The sequence below is a fragment of the Kribbella koreensis genome (assembly GCF_039525325.1).
GTDB classification, from domain to species: Bacteria; Actinomycetota; Actinomycetes; order Propionibacteriales; family Kribbellaceae; genus Kribbella; species Kribbella koreensis.
Map to the genome: position 1 here is coordinate 1 of NZ_BAAAHK010000021.1, position 15537 is coordinate 15537.

At 68.7% G+C, this 15537-nt stretch carries 16 protein-coding genes; 5 read left to right on the forward strand and 11 right to left on the reverse strand.

Annotation, left to right across the window (positions count from 1 at the left end; translation table 11 throughout):
- Window positions 1-259 precede the first annotated feature (259 nt).
- Together rpsN and rpmG are read right to left on the reverse strand one after the other, a co-directional pair.
- Window positions 260-565 carry a 30S ribosomal protein S14 gene (gene rpsN, locus ABD116_RS36605; protein WP_343981548.1) on the reverse strand — a complete coding sequence of 102 codons (306 nt, stop codon included), beginning with the start codon at window positions 563-565 and terminating at the stop codon, window positions 260-262.
- 6 nt (window positions 566-571) lie between these two features.
- Entirely contained in the window at window positions 572-739 is a 168-nt protein-coding gene (rpmG, locus tag ABD116_RS36610; RefSeq protein ID WP_343981552.1) for a 50S ribosomal protein L33, read from the reverse strand.
- Window positions 740-875: 136 nt separating this feature from the next.
- Between rpmG and ABD116_RS36615 the strand changes: the two genes are divergently transcribed.
- The 3 genes from ABD116_RS36615 (at window position 876) to ABD116_RS36625 (ending at window position 3802) form a co-directional block, all read left to right on the forward strand.
- The gene (locus ABD116_RS36615) at window positions 876-1997 is read left to right on the forward strand and encodes a CobW family GTP-binding protein (RefSeq protein WP_343981555.1); all 1122 of its coding nucleotides are present in this window, start codon (window positions 876-878) and stop codon (window positions 1995-1997) included.
- Window positions 1994-2239 carry a type B 50S ribosomal protein L31 gene (locus tag ABD116_RS36620; protein ID WP_343981559.1) on the forward strand — a complete coding sequence of 82 codons (246 nt, stop codon included), beginning with the start codon at window positions 1994-1996 and terminating at the stop codon, window positions 2237-2239. Before ABD116_RS36615 ends, ABD116_RS36620 begins: the two co-directional genes overlap by 4 nt.
- A 150-nt stretch (window positions 2240-2389) precedes the next feature.
- Window positions 2390-3802, forward strand: coding sequence for an aromatic amino acid ammonia-lyase (locus tag ABD116_RS36625; RefSeq protein WP_343981562.1), 1413 nt, complete (start codon window positions 2390-2392; stop codon window positions 3800-3802).
- Here ABD116_RS36625 and ABD116_RS36630 read toward each other — a convergent pair.
- Window positions 3799-4641 carry a hypothetical protein gene (locus tag ABD116_RS36630; RefSeq protein WP_343981566.1) on the reverse strand — a complete coding sequence of 281 codons (843 nt, stop codon included), beginning with the start codon at window positions 4639-4641 and terminating at the stop codon, window positions 3799-3801. The two genes, ABD116_RS36625 and ABD116_RS36630, sit on opposite strands and share 4 nt — an antisense overlap.
- Before the next feature lie 62 nt (window positions 4642-4703).
- Here ABD116_RS36630 and ABD116_RS36635 point away from each other — a divergent pair, with 62 nt between their 5' ends.
- On the forward strand, window positions 4704-5591 hold the full coding sequence (locus ABD116_RS36635; RefSeq protein ID WP_343981569.1) for an alpha/beta fold hydrolase: 888 nt from the start codon (window positions 4704-4706) through the stop codon (window positions 5589-5591).
- Window positions 5592-5632: 41 nt separating this feature from the next.
- Here ABD116_RS36635 and ABD116_RS36640 read toward each other — a convergent pair whose 3' ends face one another.
- From ABD116_RS36640 to kdpF, 6 genes are read right to left on the reverse strand one after another with little or no spacing between them, the layout of a single operon-like run.
- Window positions 5633-6310, reverse strand: a complete 678-nt coding sequence (locus ABD116_RS36640) for a response regulator (protein ID WP_343981572.1) — start codon at window positions 6308-6310, stop codon at window positions 5633-5635.
- The gene (locus ABD116_RS36645) at window positions 6307-8880 is read right to left on the reverse strand and encodes a sensor histidine kinase (RefSeq protein WP_343981575.1); all 2574 of its coding nucleotides are present in this window, start codon (window positions 8878-8880) and stop codon (window positions 6307-6309) included. Before ABD116_RS36645 ends, ABD116_RS36640 begins: the two co-directional genes overlap by 4 nt.
- Window positions 8881-8896: 16 nt before the next feature.
- Window positions 8897-9484, reverse strand: coding sequence for a potassium-transporting ATPase subunit KdpC (gene kdpC, locus ABD116_RS36650; protein WP_343981577.1), 588 nt, complete (start codon window positions 9482-9484; stop codon window positions 8897-8899).
- A 14-nt stretch (window positions 9485-9498) separates the two neighbouring features.
- Window positions 9499-11583, reverse strand: a complete 2085-nt coding sequence (gene kdpB, locus ABD116_RS36655; RefSeq protein WP_425552227.1) for a potassium-transporting ATPase subunit KdpB — start codon at window positions 11581-11583, stop codon at window positions 9499-9501.
- The gene (gene kdpA, locus ABD116_RS36660; RefSeq protein ID WP_343981580.1) at window positions 11580-13241 is read right to left on the reverse strand and encodes a potassium-transporting ATPase subunit KdpA; all 1662 of its coding nucleotides are present in this window, start codon (window positions 13239-13241) and stop codon (window positions 11580-11582) included. The genes kdpB and kdpA overlap by 4 nt, the downstream gene beginning before the upstream one ends.
- Window positions 13241-13330 (reverse strand): K(+)-transporting ATPase subunit F, encoded by a 90-nt coding sequence (gene kdpF, locus ABD116_RS36665; RefSeq protein ID WP_137256202.1) that lies wholly within the window; start codon window positions 13328-13330, stop codon window positions 13241-13243. The genes kdpA and kdpF overlap by 1 nt, the downstream gene beginning before the upstream one ends.
- A 250-nt stretch (window positions 13331-13580) precedes the next feature.
- On the opposite strand from kdpF, the gene ABD116_RS36670 reads away from it, so the two are divergent.
- The gene (locus tag ABD116_RS36670; RefSeq protein ID WP_343981584.1) at window positions 13581-14219 is read left to right on the forward strand and encodes a hypothetical protein; all 639 of its coding nucleotides are present in this window, start codon (window positions 13581-13583) and stop codon (window positions 14217-14219) included.
- Here ABD116_RS36670 and ABD116_RS36675 read toward each other — a convergent pair.
- Together ABD116_RS36675 and ABD116_RS36680 are read right to left on the reverse strand one after the other, a co-directional pair.
- The gene (locus ABD116_RS36675; RefSeq protein ID WP_343981587.1) at window positions 14216-15049 is read right to left on the reverse strand and encodes a PhzF family phenazine biosynthesis protein; all 834 of its coding nucleotides are present in this window, start codon (window positions 15047-15049) and stop codon (window positions 14216-14218) included. The two genes, ABD116_RS36670 and ABD116_RS36675, sit on opposite strands and share 4 nt — an antisense overlap.
- 81 nt (window positions 15050-15130) lie before the next feature.
- A complete protein-coding gene (locus ABD116_RS36680) occupies window positions 15131-15526 on the reverse strand; it encodes a RidA family protein (RefSeq protein ID WP_343981590.1) in 396 nt (131 codons plus the stop codon).
- Window positions 15527-15537 lie beyond the last annotated feature (11 nt).

Consider the following 15537-nt stretch of genomic DNA (forward strand, 5'->3'; position numbering starts at 1 on the left):
GCTTCACTCTTCCAAGTTCAGCTCCGGGGCAACCCGCCAAACATTACTGTTTCGGTCAGTGCCAGTCAAATCGGCGCTTTTCGATCCAGTCACCCGGCAAGACTCAGCGACTGAAGTCCGCACTAGGCGTGCTTCAGCTGCTAGGACCTTCTGGGAGTTCGAAGCGACCGGCCGCTTTCGCGTCCCGCACTCGCTCCGACAAAGAGAACAATACACGCCCTGGAGAGTGCTTTTGACCAGGGGTACCAACCCCCGCCGTTCACCAGGACGACTTGGTGATCCCGGGCAGCTCGCCGCGGTGCGCCATCGTGCGGAACCGGACCCGCGAGATGCCTGCCTTGCGCAGGAAGCCCCGCGGCCGGCCGTCGGCCACATCGCGGTTGCGGACCCGGATCGGGCTCGCGTCCCGCGGCAGCTTCTGCAGCTTGAGCTGGGCGGCGCCGCGCTCCTCGAAGCCCGACGCCGGGTCCGCGATGATCCGCTTCAGCTCCGCGCGGCGCTCGGCGTACAGAGCGACCGTGCGCTTGCGCTGCTCGTTCTTCGCGATCTTGCTTGTCTTCGCCACCCGCTCCTACCGCTCTTCGCGGAAGTCGACGTGGGCGCGGACCTTCGGGTCGTACTTGCGGATCACGAGCCGGTCGGGGTCGTTCCGCCGGTTCTTCCGGGTGACGTAGGTCGTCCCGGTGCCCGCGGTGCTCCGCAGCTTGATGATCGGGCGGACGTCGTTGTGCTTGGCCATCGAACCCTTCCTTCCGGGCGCCTCCCGGCGCCGTTGACCTCTGTAGCGTTGAACACCCGCCACCGGGGCTGACATTCCCGTTGGCAGGAGTGTACGTTGTACTGGTTATCATTTTCAATAACCATCGAGGGGTGCCATGCCGAGTCAGCTGCCGATCACCCTCCTGACGGGCGTCGACGAGTCCGTGCGCGGTTCCGTCGCCGCCGATCTACTGTCCGTAGCCGGCCAGGCCGTCCTGGTCGAGTACGACGTGAGCGGTCTGGCGGGCGGCTCCGTAGTACGGATCGCCCGTACTACGGGGGGCGTGATCGACCGCGAGGTCATCCGGATGGGCCACCCATGTGTCTCGTGCGCGATGCGCGGCTCGCTCGTCCCTCTCCTGGTGAGCATCGCCGCCACCGAGAAGTACAGCGCCGCGATCGTCTCCATCCCTGGCGCCGGTGACACCCAGGCCTTGGCGGAGGAGATCGCCCGGGATGCCGGCGACGAGCTCCGCGTCGACGCGGTGCTGACGGTCCTCGACACAGCCACCTTCGCCACGGACGTGAGCGGCGAGGACCTGATCCAGGACCGGGGCATCCCCACGGCGGCCGAAGACGGCCGGGCGATCGCGGAGGTGCTGGTCCGGCACGTCGAGTACTCGAACGCGGTCATCCTGAGTAAGCCCGACGACGTGGTCGAGGGGCTCGCCAACGCGCTGAACCCGCAGGCGTCGGTCCGGCCCGCAGCGAGGGCCGCGGAGCTGTTCGGAGTACGGCTGCATGATCCGGATGCGGCGGAGGCCTGGGTCGAGCCTGGGTCGATCAGTGCTCCCCTGCAGACGGACGAGCGGGTGCAGACGTTGGTGTGGCAGTCCGACCGGCCGTTCCATCCGGAGCGGCTGTACGACGTACTGGAGGACCTGGTCGCCGGCTCGGTGCGCGGCAAGGGGACGGTCTGGCTCGCGACGCAGCCGCACGCGCGACTCGGGTGGGACAGCTTCGGTACGAACATCGCGCTCGGTGTCCTCGGCCCGTGGCTGGCCGACCTCCCGGTGGAGCGGTGGTCCGAGGTCGGCCAGACCCATCAGGCCCGGTCGGCGCTCGAGTGGCACCCCGAGCACGGCGACCGCGCGTCGTACCTGTCGATCACCGGAATCGATCTGGACCGGCGGGAATTAGCCCGGGTCCTCGATGGTTGTGTCCTTCGTGCGGGTGAGTCAGCGGACAAGCTGACCGATCCGTTCGCCCCTTACCTGGAAGGAAGTAGCGCAGCATGAAGAAGGACATTCACCCCGATTACCGCCGGGTCGTCTTCCGGGACAAGTCCGGTAACTTCAGCTTCCTGACCGGCTCGACGCGGGAGAGCAACGACACCATCGAGTGGCACGACGGGAACACCTACCCGGTCATCGATGTCGAGATCTCGTCCGCCAGCCACCCGTTCTACACGGGCCAGCAGCGCGTCATGGACACCCAGGGCCGCGTGGAGAAGTTCAAGAAGCGCTACGGCAAGGCCTGACCAACCCCTTTCCCCAGCCCGTCGATCCAGGTGGATCGGCGGGCTGTTTCGTTGTCCCGGGCGGCCCAGACGTCTCGGATTTCAGACAGATGCTGCCCGGCGGTACTACGTGCGCTGGGTCACAGGACTCACACTGGGCGGGTGGAGCCGGTGGAGATTGTCGGGGCGGGGCTGTCGCCGCTGGATGCGGTCGCGCTGGGACAGCGACGGACGATCGTGCGGCTGGCGGACAGTGCCCGCAAACGGATGGCCGCGTCTGCTGAGGCGGTCGCCGAGATCGCGTTGCATCAGCCGGTCTATGGGCGGACTACCGGGGTCGGGGCCAACCGCGACGTGCTGACGTCGGATCCGGAGCACGGGGCTCGGCTGCTGGCGTCGCACTCGACGACCGGGACCACGTCGTACCCGAAGGATGTGGTGCGGCTCGGGTTGCTGATCCGGGTCAACCAGCTGGCTTCGGGTGGGTCGGGGCTGCAGCCGGAGGTCGCGGACGCGATCGTCGGGCTGCTCAACGACGACGAGTTGCCCGAGCTGCATCGCGGTGGCGCGATCGGCACGGGTGATCTTGGTGCGTTGGCGGAGCTGGGGTTGGCGCTTGGGGACGTGATCGATGGGACGAGCGCACTCCCCTTGCTGTCCAGCAATGCGATCACGCTGGCCGAGTGCTGCCTGGCGTTCGTCGAGGCAGCGACGCTGATCAACGTCGTACCGCTCGTCGGTGGGCTCTCGCACGTCGCGCTACGCGGCAACGCGGAGGTGTACGACGAACGCGTCCACGCAGCCCGTCCGCAACCCGGCCAAGTCCGGGTGGCCCGCCGGATGCGCGGGCTGCTCGACGAGTTGCCGATCCCGCCGGCCCGGGTGCAGGACCCGTTCGGCCTGCGTGCGTTCGCCCAGGTGCTCGGCCCGGCCGTCGACCATGTCGATGCCTTGGGCAACGCCCTGGCGATCGACATCAACGCCTCCGCCGAGAACCCGCTGGTGGCCGGTGACACCGTGCTCCACAACGGCAACTGGCACGCGATGCCGATCGCGCTCGCCCTCGACTCGCTGCGGCTGAGCCTGCACTCCGTCGCCACCCTGTCCACGTCCCGCGTCGCGAACCTGGTCGACCCCGACTTCACCGGCCTCAGCCGCTTCCTGGCCAGCGGTGCCGAGGCGAGCTCGGGTGTGATGATGATCGAGTACGTCGCCCACGATGCCCTCGCCTCCGTCAGGTCGACGGCTCAGCCGGCCACGCTCGGTACGGCGACCCTCTCCCGGGGTGCCGAGCACCACGCGAGCTTCGCGCCGCAGGCCGCAGTACTGACCGGATTGCTGCTGGATGCGCTCCGGGACGTGCTGGCGTGCGAGCTGGTCACTGCCGTACGGGCGGCAAGGCTGGCTGGGATCGAGCCCGAGAAGCTCGCCCCCGCCGCGATCGGCCCTTGGCTGGCCGATGCGCTGGCCGCGCTTCCCGACGTACTGACCGACCGCTCCCTCCGCGACGACCTGGAGATCGCCCGGGGTCTGCTGACCCAGTGGGGCGACCGCCAGGTCGAACACCCCGCCGAAGCTGGTTAGAGCCGGCCGTAGGCCTTCAGGGTTCGGAGGGCGGCGACTGTGACGATGCCGCGGTATTCGAGGGTTGCGGCGACGCCTGGGGGTTCCCAGGTGATGGCCCAGCCGCCGTCTTCTTGCTGGTCGGCGATCAGCCGGTCCAGGTGGCCCTCGATCTGGTCGTCGGTGAAGAGCTGGCGCCAGAAGCTGTCGGGGGTCGGCGCGAAGTGCAGGGGGGTCACGCCGTACTCCGGGTCGGCGGCGTCGGCGCGGTAGTGGGCGAGCTTCGGCAGCCACTCCCGCACCGCGGCGACGTCGGGCTCTGACGTGTGTTCGAGGTATTCCAGCGACTCGTGCATCGCGTGGGCGTCGTCCGGGAAGCCCTTGGCCAGGGCGTCGGCGCACCACGCGGCGGCCTGGTCGCGCCAGGGGTGTTCGACACCCATCGTCTGGAGCCGGCCGACCAGCCCGGCTGTTGGGTTGAGCCCAGGGACGTAGGTCCACTCGGCCATGTGGACGGCTCGTGGGTAGCCCTCGATCGCCGGCGAGGCCAGGGCGACGGCACCGTCCTCGGTAGCGACTGATTGCAGCCAGTCGCAGGCGCGGCGTACCAGGTCGTCGTCGTGGACACCCGCGGCGAGCAGGATGTCGAAGGCCGTCTCGACGTCCAGCCCGGTGCTGTCCGGACAGCGCTTGTCCGGCTCCAGGCCGTGCCCGAACCCACCATCCGCATTCTGATAGCCGCGCAGCGCGTCCACCACCCCGCCCGGATCAGCGCCTTCGAACACCGTCGCGAACAACCGCCGCTCCACCAACCGCGCATCACGCCGGACGAACTCCCGTGCAGCCTCGAAAATCTTCATGCCCCCAACCTTGCCCCTCCGACCCCTCCCCAGTCTTGAAGAAATCGGCCATGATCCCAGCCATGACCGACGACCTGTACGCCGATGTCCTGGACGAACAGTTGACCCGCCCCGACGGCCGCACAGTCGCCTGGACGAGAACCGGAACCGGCACACCGGTACTGCGCCTCCCCGGCACCCCCGGGTCGCGCTGGAGCATCCGCGCCGACCGAGCGCTCTGGAACGACCGCGGCCTCGAGGTGATCACCACCGAGCGCCCGGGATTCGGCGACTCGAGCCGGCTGCCGGGCCGGAAGTACAAGGAGCACTCTGACGACCTGGCCGCGATCCTGGATCACCTCGGCCTCGACCGCGTCTACCTGACCGGCGGCAGCGGCGGCGGACCGCATGTGCTGGCGTTCGCGGCGCATCACCCGGACCGAGTGATCGCCGCGACGATCGCCGTGGGCTTCCCGCCGCTGAACGACGACGAGTACGACCAGATGATCCCGTTCAACACGAAAGCCTTCCGGGCCGCCCGCGACGGCGATGAGGCGACGCTGCGCGAGCTCCTCGGCGGAGCGTACGAAGTGGTCAAGACGGCACCGCTGGCCCCGCTGGACGCCGCGATGGCGACCGCGCCGGCCTCCGACCTCGCCGTGATGAGCGACCCGGCCTGGCGGGCCGGCCAGGAGCACGCGACCGTCGCGGCGTTCGCGCAGGGCATGGACGGCTGGTACGACGAGATGCTGGCGATGGGCGGCGAATGGACCGACATCGACCTGGCCGCGATCACCACCAGCATCACCTGGTGGCACGGCCCGACCGACCGCAACTGCCCTTACGCAGCAGCCGAACGCCTCGTCAACAAGTTGCCGACAGCAACACTCAGGACGCTCGGCGCCGGCCACTTCGAGCCGTTCATGCGTGAAGGCGACATCCTCGACGAGCTGCTCAGCCGCAAGAGTTGAGCCGCCGCGCTTGAAGGCGGGATGCAGCCCGACGAGGACCATCAGGGCTCGAAGCGATAGCCCATGCCCGGCTCTGTGAGCAGGTGGACGGGCCGGGCGGGGTCTGCTTCGAGCTTCCGCCGGAGCTGGCCCATGTAGAAGCGCAGGTTGCCGCTCGCCGTCTCGTAGCCCGGTCCCCACACCTCGGTCAGCAACTGCCGCTGGGACATCAACTTGCCGGGGTGCCGGATCAGCACCTCCAGCAGGTGCCACTCGGTCGGCGTCAGGCGGACGTCCTCGCCGGACTCCAGCGTCACTCGCTTCGCCGACAGATCCACCTGGGCGCCACCGACGGTGACGACCGGCTGGTCCTGCGCCAGGTTGCTGCGCCGCAGTACTGCGCGCATCCGCGCCAGCAGCTCGTCGATGCCGAACGGCTTGGTCACGTAGTCGTCGGCGCCCGCGTCGAGCGCCTCGACCTTGTCCGTACTGTCCGTCCGGCCCGACAGCACCAGGATCGGCGCCTCGGTCCAGCCGCGCAGCCCGCGGATCACGTCGACGCCGTCGAAGTCGGGCAGCCCCAGGTCGAGAATCACCAGGTCAGGCGGGTACTGCGCGGCGACCTTGAGCGCCGCCGTCCCACTGCCCGCGACATGCACCTCGTACCGCCGGGCCTTCAGGTTGATCTGCAACGCCCGCACGATCTGCGGTTCGTCGTCGACCACCAGGACTCTGGTCATCCCCGCCCCTCCGACCGCTCACGGCTGCCCGGTACGGGCGCGTCACTCGCCTTCAAGGTTGCCACCGGCAACGAGACCACCATGGTCAGGCCACCACCGGGCGTGTCCTCCGGCTGCAGCGAGCCGTGCATCGCCTCGGCCAGCCCGCGGGCCAGCGCGAGCCCGAGCCCGACGCCGGTGGTGTTGTCGGTGTCACCCAACCGCTGGAACGGCGCGAACATCCGGTCCCGCTCGTCGCGCGGGATGCCCGGGCCTCGGTCGATCACGCGGATCTCCACCACGTCACCGAGCGAACTCCCGGTCAGCAACGGCGGCTTGCCCGCAGGCGAGTAGCGAACCGCGTTGGCCAGCAGGTTGGCGAGGACGCGCTCCAGCAACGCCGGATCGGCGTCGGCCAGAGGCAGGGTGTGCGGGATGTCCACGGTGATGTCGGCGGCTCGCTCACCCAGCTCGGCCAGGGCGCCCGGCATGATCTCGTCGAGCGCCATCGGCCGGGTGAAGACGGGCAGTACTCCGGCCTGCAACCGGCTCAGATCGAGCAGGTTGTCCACCAGCCGCGTCAACCGGTCGAGCGACTCATCGGCCGTCTCCAGCAACTCGTCCCGCTCTTCGTCGGTCCAGTCGACGTCCGAGCTGCGCAGGCTGGTGACGGATGCCTTGGCCGACGCCAGTGGGGAACGCAGATCGTGGCCGACCGCGCGGAGTAGCGCGGTACGGAGCTTGTCGGCCTCGGCGAGTGGTTTGGCCTCAGCCGCTGCCTCGCTCAGCCGGGCCTTGTCGACCAGGGCTGCCGCGTGGGCCGCGAAGGCGCCGACCAGACGACGTTCGTCGGCCGCCAGGGAGCGGCCTTGCAGGACGAGCACGAGGTCGTCGCGTCCGGGGATCTCCGCGTCCCCGTCCTCCGGGCGCCGGCAGGTCGGCGTACCGGCTGAGGCCAGGGGGCGCCAGGTCTCGGTCAGCTCGTCGGTGTCGATGCGTTCCATCAGGCAGGCGCTCGTCATCCCGAACGCCTCGCGGACCCGCTCGAGCAGGGCGGGCAGGGCGGTTTCGCCGCGGAGTACAGAGCCGGCCAGGGTTGCCAGCGTCTCGGACTCGGCTGCCGACCGCGCGGCCTGGCGCGTACGCCGGGCCGCCCGGTCGACCACCGACGAGACGAGTGCGGCGATGAGCACGAAGATGCCCAGCGCGAGCGCGTTGTTCGGCTCGGTGATCGTGAAGGACCGCTTCGGTGGGGTGAAGAACCAGTTCAGCACCAAGGTGCCCGCGATCGCGGTCAGCAGAGCGGGCCACAACCCGCCGACCAGGGCCACCACGACGACGGCGAAGAGGAAGGCGAGCACGTTGCTGGTCAGGTTGAGCCGGTCGTCGCCGATGCTGAACAGGAAGGCGAACAACGGCGGTAGGACGACGGCGAGCATGAACCCGTAGATCAGCCGCCGGCGCGACAGGCTGCCGTGCATCCGGGGCAGCCGGCCGCGGCCCATCTCCGAGTGCGTGACGATGTGTACGTCGATGTCGCCCGACTCGCGAATCGCGCTGGAGCCGATGCCCGGCCCGGTGAACAGCGCGGTCAGCCGGGACCGGCGTGACCCGCCGAGCACCAACTGGGTGGCGTTCTCGGCACGCGCGAAGGACAGCAAGGCGTCGGGGATGTCCTCGCCGACGACCTGGTGATAGGTCCCGCCGAGGCTCTCGACCAGGGCACGTTGCTGGGCCAGTGCGGTCGGGTTGGCGCCGGTCAGTCCGTCGGACCGGGTGATGTGGACTGCGAGCAGATCCCCGCCGGAGGAGCGGGCGGCGATGCGGGCGGCACGCCGGATCAGGGTCTCGCCTTCGGGTCCGCCGGTGAGCGCGACGACGACCCGCTCGCGCGCCTCCCAGGTGGAGTCGATGTCATGCTGCGAACGGTACTGCTGCAGGCCGGCGTCGACCCGGTCGGCGAGCCAGAGCAGCGCGAGTTCGCGCAGGGCGGACAGGTTGCCGACCCGGAAATAGTTGCCCAGGGCAGCATCGATCTTGTCGGCGGCGTAGACGTTGCCGTGCGCCATCCGGCGCCGCAGCGCCTCGGGAGTCATGTCGACCAGCTCGATCTGGTCCGCGGCCCGGACCACCCGGTCGGGCACGGTCTCCTGCTGCGGTACGCCGGTGATCTTCTCGACGACGTCGTTGATCGACTCCAGGTGCTGGATGTTGACCGCGGAGATCACGTCGATCCCCGCGGTCAGCAGCGCGTCGATGTCCTCCCAGCGCTTGGCGTTCCGGCTGCCCGGAACGTTGCTGTGGGCAAGCTCGTCGACGATGGCGACCTCGGGCCGGCGGGCAAGCACGGCGTCCAGGTCCATCTCGGTGAAGCTGGCGCCGCGGTAGTCGATGATCTTGCGGGACACGACCTCGAGGCCGTCGAGCATGGCGGCGGTGTGCTCGCGGCCGTGCGTCTCGACGTACCCGACCACGATGTCGGTGCCGCGCTCCCGCCGGCGCTGCGCCTCGCCCAGCATCTTGTAGGTCTTGCCGACGCCGGGCGCGGCACCCAAGTAGATCCTCAGGTGCCCGCGACCGCTTCTGCTCATCTGTCCATCGTCTCAGTTATCCCAGCGCGACCAGGTCGGCGTTCAGGGTGACCACGTTGACGTACGGCTCACCGAGGAACCCCAGCGTCCGGCCTTTCGTGTTGTCCTTCACCAACTGTTGCACCTTGGCCACGTCGAGACCGCGCTCCCGCGCGACCCGGTTGACCTGCAACGCGGCGTACGCGGGGCTGATGGCCGGGTCGAGGCCGCTGCCGCTGGCGGTGAGGGCATCCGGCGGTATCTGGGACGGATCGACGTTCTCGAGCTTGGCGACCGCCGCCCGCCGCTCGTCGATCAGCTTGACCAGATCCGCGTTGTTCGGCCCGTACTGCGAGGCCGCGCTGGCCGCGGCGTCGTACTTGGCCGCCGACGGCCGGGTCTGGAACAGCGACAGGTCCTTCGAGTAGTCCTGGCCGATCAGGTCGGAGGCGACGTCCTTGCCGTCGACCTGGACGATCGAGCCGTTCGCGTTGTCGTGGAACAACGCCTGCGCCGCCCCGGTCATCGCGAGCGGGTAGACCACCCCCAGGCCGAGCGTGAACACCGCGATCGCCCGCGTTGCGACCCCGAACTGACGAAACGTCGCGGGAAGTCTGCTGGACATGTTTATTGCGCCTTTCAGCCGATGCCTGGGATCAGGGAGATCAGCAGGTCGAGAAGTTTGATGCCGATGAACGGGCTGACCAGCCCGCCGACGCCGTAGATCAGCAGGTTGCGGCGCAACATCGCCGACGCCGAGGACGGCTTGTACCGGACCCCGCGCAGCGCCAGCGGCACCAGCGCGACGATCACCAGCGCGTTGAAGACGATCGCCGACACGATCGCCGACTGCGGCGAGTGCAATTGCATGATGTTCAGCTTGTCCAGCCCCGGGTAGGCCGTGGCGAACAGGGCCGGCAGGATCGCGAAGTACTTGGCCACGTCGTTCGCGATCGAGAACGTGGTCAGCGACCCGCGGGTGATCAGCAACTGCTTGCCGATCTCGACGATCTCGATCAGCTTGGTCGGGTTGGAGTCGAGGTCGACCATGTTGCCGGCCTCCTTGGCGGCCGACGTGCCGCTGTTCATCGCGACGCCGACATCGGCCTGCGCCAGCGCCGGAGCGTCGTTGGTGCCGTCACCGGTCATCGCGACCAGCCGGCCACCCTCCTGCTCCTTCTTGATCAGCGCCATCTTGTCCTCGGGCGTCGCCTCGGCCAGGAAGTCGTCGACCCCGGCCTCCTCGGCGATCGCCTTCGCCGTCAACCGGTTGTCACCGGTGATCATCACGGTCCGGATGCCCATCGCGCGCATCTGGTCGAAACGCTCGCGCATCCCTTCCTTGACGACGTCCTTGAGGTGGATGACACCCAGCGGGCGGGCCACCCCTTCCTTGGCGATCGCGACGACCAGCGGCGTACCACCGGAAGCGGAGATGCCGTCGACGATGTCGCCGAGCTCGGCCACCACGGTGCCGCCCTGATCGTGGATCCAGGCGGTGATCGCGCCGGCCGCGCCCTTGCGGATCTGCCGGCCGTCCACGTCCACGCCGCTCATCCGGGTCTGCGCGGTGAACTCGACGAAAGTCGCGTGCGGCAGCTCACCGGTGTGCCGCTCCCGCAGCTCGTACTTCGTTTTGGCGAGCACCACGATCGAACGGCCCTCGGGCGTCTCGTCGGCCAGGCTGGACAGCTGGGCCGCGTCGGCCAGCTCGGTCTCGCTGACCCCGGCGAGCGGGATGAACTCCGACGCCTGCCGGTTGCCCAGCGTGATCGTGCCGGTCTTGTCGAGCAGCAGCGTGTTCACATCGCCGGCCGCCTCGACCGCACGGCCGGACATCGCCAGCACGTTGCGCTGCACCAGCCGGTCCATCCCGGCGATACCGATCGCCGACAGCAGCGCGCCGATGGTGGTCGGGATCAGGCAGACCAGCAGGGCGACCAGAACGACGACGCTCAGGTCGATCCCGGCGTACTTCGCGAAGGTCGGCAGCGTCACGGTCGCGATCAGGAACACGATCGTCAGGCTGGCGAGCAGGATGTTCAAGGCGATCTCGTTCGGCGTCTTCTGCCGCGACGCGCCCTCGACCAGCGCGATCATCCGGTCGATGAAGCTCTCACCGGGTTTGGTGGTGATCTTCACGATGATCCGGTCCGACAGCACCTTCGTACCGCCGGTGACCGCGCTCCGGTCGCCGCCGGACTCCCGGATCACGGGCGCCGACTCACCGGTGATGGCCGATTCGTCAACGCTGGCGACACCCTCGATCACATCCCCGTCGCCGGGGATGATCTGACCGGCCTCGACCACCACGAGGTCGCCGAGCTGCAGCTGAGCAGCCGGTACCTCCTGCTCGGTGAGGCGATCCGCGGACAGCTTGCGGGCGGTCGTCTCGGTCTTCGCCCGGCGGAGGGTGGCGGCCTGGGCCTTGCCTCGCCCTTCGGCGACGGCCTCGGCGAGGTTGGCGAAGACCACGGTCAGCCAGAGCCAGACCACGATCCACCAGACGAACACGCTGGAGTCGGTGAAGGCGAGGATCGTGGACGCGACCGCGCCCACCTCGACCACGAACATCACCGGGTTCTTCACCATCACCCGCGGGTCGAGCTTGCGCAGCGCGTCCGGTAGCGAGGTGAGCAGCATCTTCGGGTCGAACAGGCCCGAGGCGGCCTTCTTGGGAACCGCGTCCGCCTTGGGGGCGGGCGGGCTTACGAGCGTGGTCACAGTCCCTCCGCGAGGGGTCCTAGAGTCAAAGCAGGGAAGTAGGTCAGGCCGGTCACGATCAGCACGACGCCGACGAGCATCGTCACGAACAAGGCCTTGTGGGTGGGCAGCGTGCCCTCGTTGACCGGTACCGGCTGTTGCTTGGCGAACGAGCCGGCCAGCGCCAGCACGATCACGATCGGCACGAACCGGCCGAGCAGCATCACGAGGCCGAGAGCCGTGTTGTAGAAGGGGATGTTGGCGCTGATCCCACCGAACGCGCTGCCGTTGTTGTTACCGGCCGAGGTGAACGCGTAGAGCACTTCGGAGAACCCGTGCGGGCTGTCGGTGTTGAAGATCGACGCCCTCGCCGTCGCCAGTCCCATCGCGAGCGAGGCGCCCACGAGGACCACGGTCGGCGTGGCCAGGATGTAGAGCGAGACCAGCTTCATCTCGCGCGCGGTGATCTTCTTCTTCAGGTACTCCGGGGTGCGGCCGACCATCAGTCCGGCCACGAAGACGGCCAGCACCGCCAGCACGAGCATGCCGTACAAACCGGTTCCGGTACCGCCCGGGCTGACCTCGCCGAGCATCATGTGGAACAGCGTCGTACCGCCACCCAACGGGGTGAACGAGTCGTGCGCGGAGTTGACCGCGCCGGTCGACGTACCGGTCGTCGAGGTGGCGAATAGCGCCGAGGCCCATTCGCCGAAGCGGGTCTCCTTGCCCTCCATCGCGGCTCCGGCCGCTTGCGTCGCGGTACCGGCGCCCTGGTTCTCGAAGAAGGTCGCGGAGAACGTGAAGGCGGCCCACAGGGTGCCCATCACGCCGAGGATCGCGTAGCCCTGCCGCTTGTCCTTGATCATCAGGCCGAAGGTGCGGGTCAGACAGACCGGGATCACCAGCAGCAGGAAGATCTCGAACAGATTGGATAGGCTGTTCGGGTTCTCGAACGGGTGCGCCGAGTTCGCGTTGTAGAAGCCACCGCCGTTGGTGCCGAGCTCCTTGATCACTTCCTGGCTCGCGACCGGGCCACCGGGCAGATGCTGGGCCTGGCCCACCACCGAGGTGACCTCGTGACCGCCGGAGAAGTTCTGGACGACTCCCATCGCGACCAGCGCGAGGGTGCCGATCACGGCGATCGGCAGCAGGACGCGGACGACCGTGCGGGTCAGGTCGACCCAGAAGTTGCCCAGCCGGTCGGTCTTCGACCGTGCGAAACCGCGGATCAGGGCGATCGCGACGGTGATACCGACAGCGGCCGAGAGGAAGTTCTGCACCGCGAGGCCGGCGAACTGGACCAGGTGGCCCATCGTGACCTCGGGCGAGTAGGACTGCCAGTTCGTGTTCGCCACGAAGGACGCGGCGGTGTTGAAGGCCAGTCCCGGCTCGACGTTCGGCAGCCCCAGCGAGAGCGGCAGATGCGACTGCAGCCGCTGGAGGAGATACAGGAGAATCAGGCCGACAGCAGAGAAGGCCAGCAGGGACCGTGCGTAGACGGCCCAGGTCTGGTCGGCCTTGGAGTCGACCCCCAGCAACTTGTACGTTCCACGCTCGATCCGGGTGTCCTTGTCGGACGTGTAGACCCGGGCCATGTAGCCGCCGAGCGGGCGGTACACGGCGGCCAGGAGCGCGACCAGCAGGCCGACCTGGAGCAGGCCGGCGGCAGTGTCGGACATCAGAACCTCTCGGGGAAGATCAGGGCGGCGATCAGGTAGAGGACCAGGGCCGCGGCCACGACCAGGCCGGCGATGTTCTCGGCGCTCACAGCTTCTCCACCCCTCGCAGCGCGAACCAGACGGCGGCGAACGTCGCTACACACAGGGCGAGGTACAGGACGTCTTTCACGGCCGCCCCCACCGCTCGACAAAAGTGCACATGTCTTCACTGAACTGCTTTGTTTGCGCAGTCAGGAGCGTTCTCGCACGTCTCTCACACCCGGCCACCCAGCTCTCACGCGTCTCTCGCATACTTACGCCTGGTACGAGCAGCCCCCACCAGAGTTAGGGAAGACCGCAGTGACTGAAGTGGACAACCAGGAGTTCTCCGCCACCGGGGAGCAGTTCTTCTCCGAGGAGAGCCGCAAGGCGCTGGCCGAGGCCAGCCGCCAGCTGGCCGAACGCCTGCAGGCCCACACCGAGGCCCTGCTGGCGATGACCGGTGACGAGGACCAGAACACCCTCTATGAGCAGAACGCCGCGCTGGAGGAGCTCGTCGAGGGCTGGAACGACGCTGTCTTCGAGCACACCGGGACCGCGCCGCTGCTGCTGGACGACGAGGTCGGCGAGGACGCGGACGACGAGGAGGATGAGGAGCGCGACCAGGTGATCAGCGTGGTGTCGCGGTTCGACCTGCGCGTGGTCGACCTCGACGCGTTGCTCGAGGCGGGCAAGTCGGCGCAGGAGCGGCACCCGGCCGAGCTGGACGAGTCCGGCGAGCGGGAGCCGGTCGAGACGGCCGAGCAGGCCATCTACGAGATCAGCCGCGAGGTCGGCGAGGCGTGGTTCGAGCTTCCGGGGGTCGACCTGGTCGCTGGGGCGCGCGCGTACGTCGTACCGGAATGGCCGTTCGAGCCGCTGGAGGCCGACGCCGAGGATGTCCTCACCGAGCTGAGCGCCCCGAACGGGTCCATCACCCACGCGGAGACCTGGGCCTAGATCTTCAACTCGCCGTCGATGACCGTGACGGCGTGGCCGGTGAGGTGCACCCGATCACCGGCCAGCAGGACCTGAACTACCCCGCCTCGGGCGGAAGCCTGGTACCCCACCAGCCGCTCCCGCCCGAGGCGCTCCGCCCAGTACGGCGCCAGCCCGGTATGCGCGCTCCCCGTCACCGGGTCCTCCGGAATCCCGTGCCCGGGCGCGAAGAACCTGGAGACGAAGTCATACCCGGCGGCCGGCGGCTCGCCGTCCCTCTCCGCCGGCGCGGTGAGGATCGCGCCCCGGAAGGCGAACTTCTCGGTGAGCTCCGCCACGGCGATGAGATCCGGGGCCGCTGAGCGGACCGCTGCCTCGTCCGGCAGGACGACGAGCAGGTCGCCCAGCGGCTCGGTGCGGTAGACCTCGACCGGCTCGATGCGCAGCGCCTCGCGCAGTCCTTCCGGCGCCTCGATCACCGCCGGCAGCGACACCGGGAAGTCGAGGGTGATCAGCTGGTCCTCGACCGACGCGACCAGTACTCCGCTCAAGCTGTTGAAGCGGACCCGGCCGTCCAGCAGACCGTCGGACGACATCGCGTGGGTGGTGGCGAGGGTCGCGTGGCCGCACATCTTCGCCTCGACCGTCGGGGTGAACCAGCGCAGGTCCCAGTCGGCATCGGGGTCGTCGGGGAGTGGGCGTGCGAAAGCCGTCTCGGACAGGTTCACCTCGGCGGCGATCTGCCGCATCCAGCTGTCCGCCGGCCAGGGACCGGCCTCGAGCAGGCAGACGCCGGCTGGGTTGCCGGCGAACGGCTGGTCTGTGAACGCGTCGACGATTCTGATCCGCATACGCCGACGCTAGGTGCACGCCCGGCGACGGATCCATAACCAATCCGGAGCGGGTGGCCCGGCCGGGGTTCGTAGTACCGGTCAGGAAGCGGCGACTGCTTCTATCTCGAGCAGCCATTCCTCGGCGTAGATGTCGCAGATGATGATCGTCAGCGCCGGGGCGTGCTCGCCGAGGATCTCTTCGCGGATCTTCGAGTTGAGCGCCCGGTACTGGCGGTCGGACAGGTACGTCGTCACCTTGACCAGGTTCGCGACGCCGAGGCCCGCCTCGGCCAGCACGGCGAGGATGTTGCGCCAGACCATCCGGCACTGGTCCTCGAAGGAGTCCGGGATCTTGCCCTGGTCATCGCCCCACGGCACCTGGCCGCTGACGAAGACGAGCCGGCCCGCGCCGTCCACCTGGACGCCGTGCGTGTAGTTGCCGGTCGCGGCCGGCAACAGCCTCGGGTTGAGCGGCTTGATCGAGAGGTCTGGCATGTGGTGTTCCC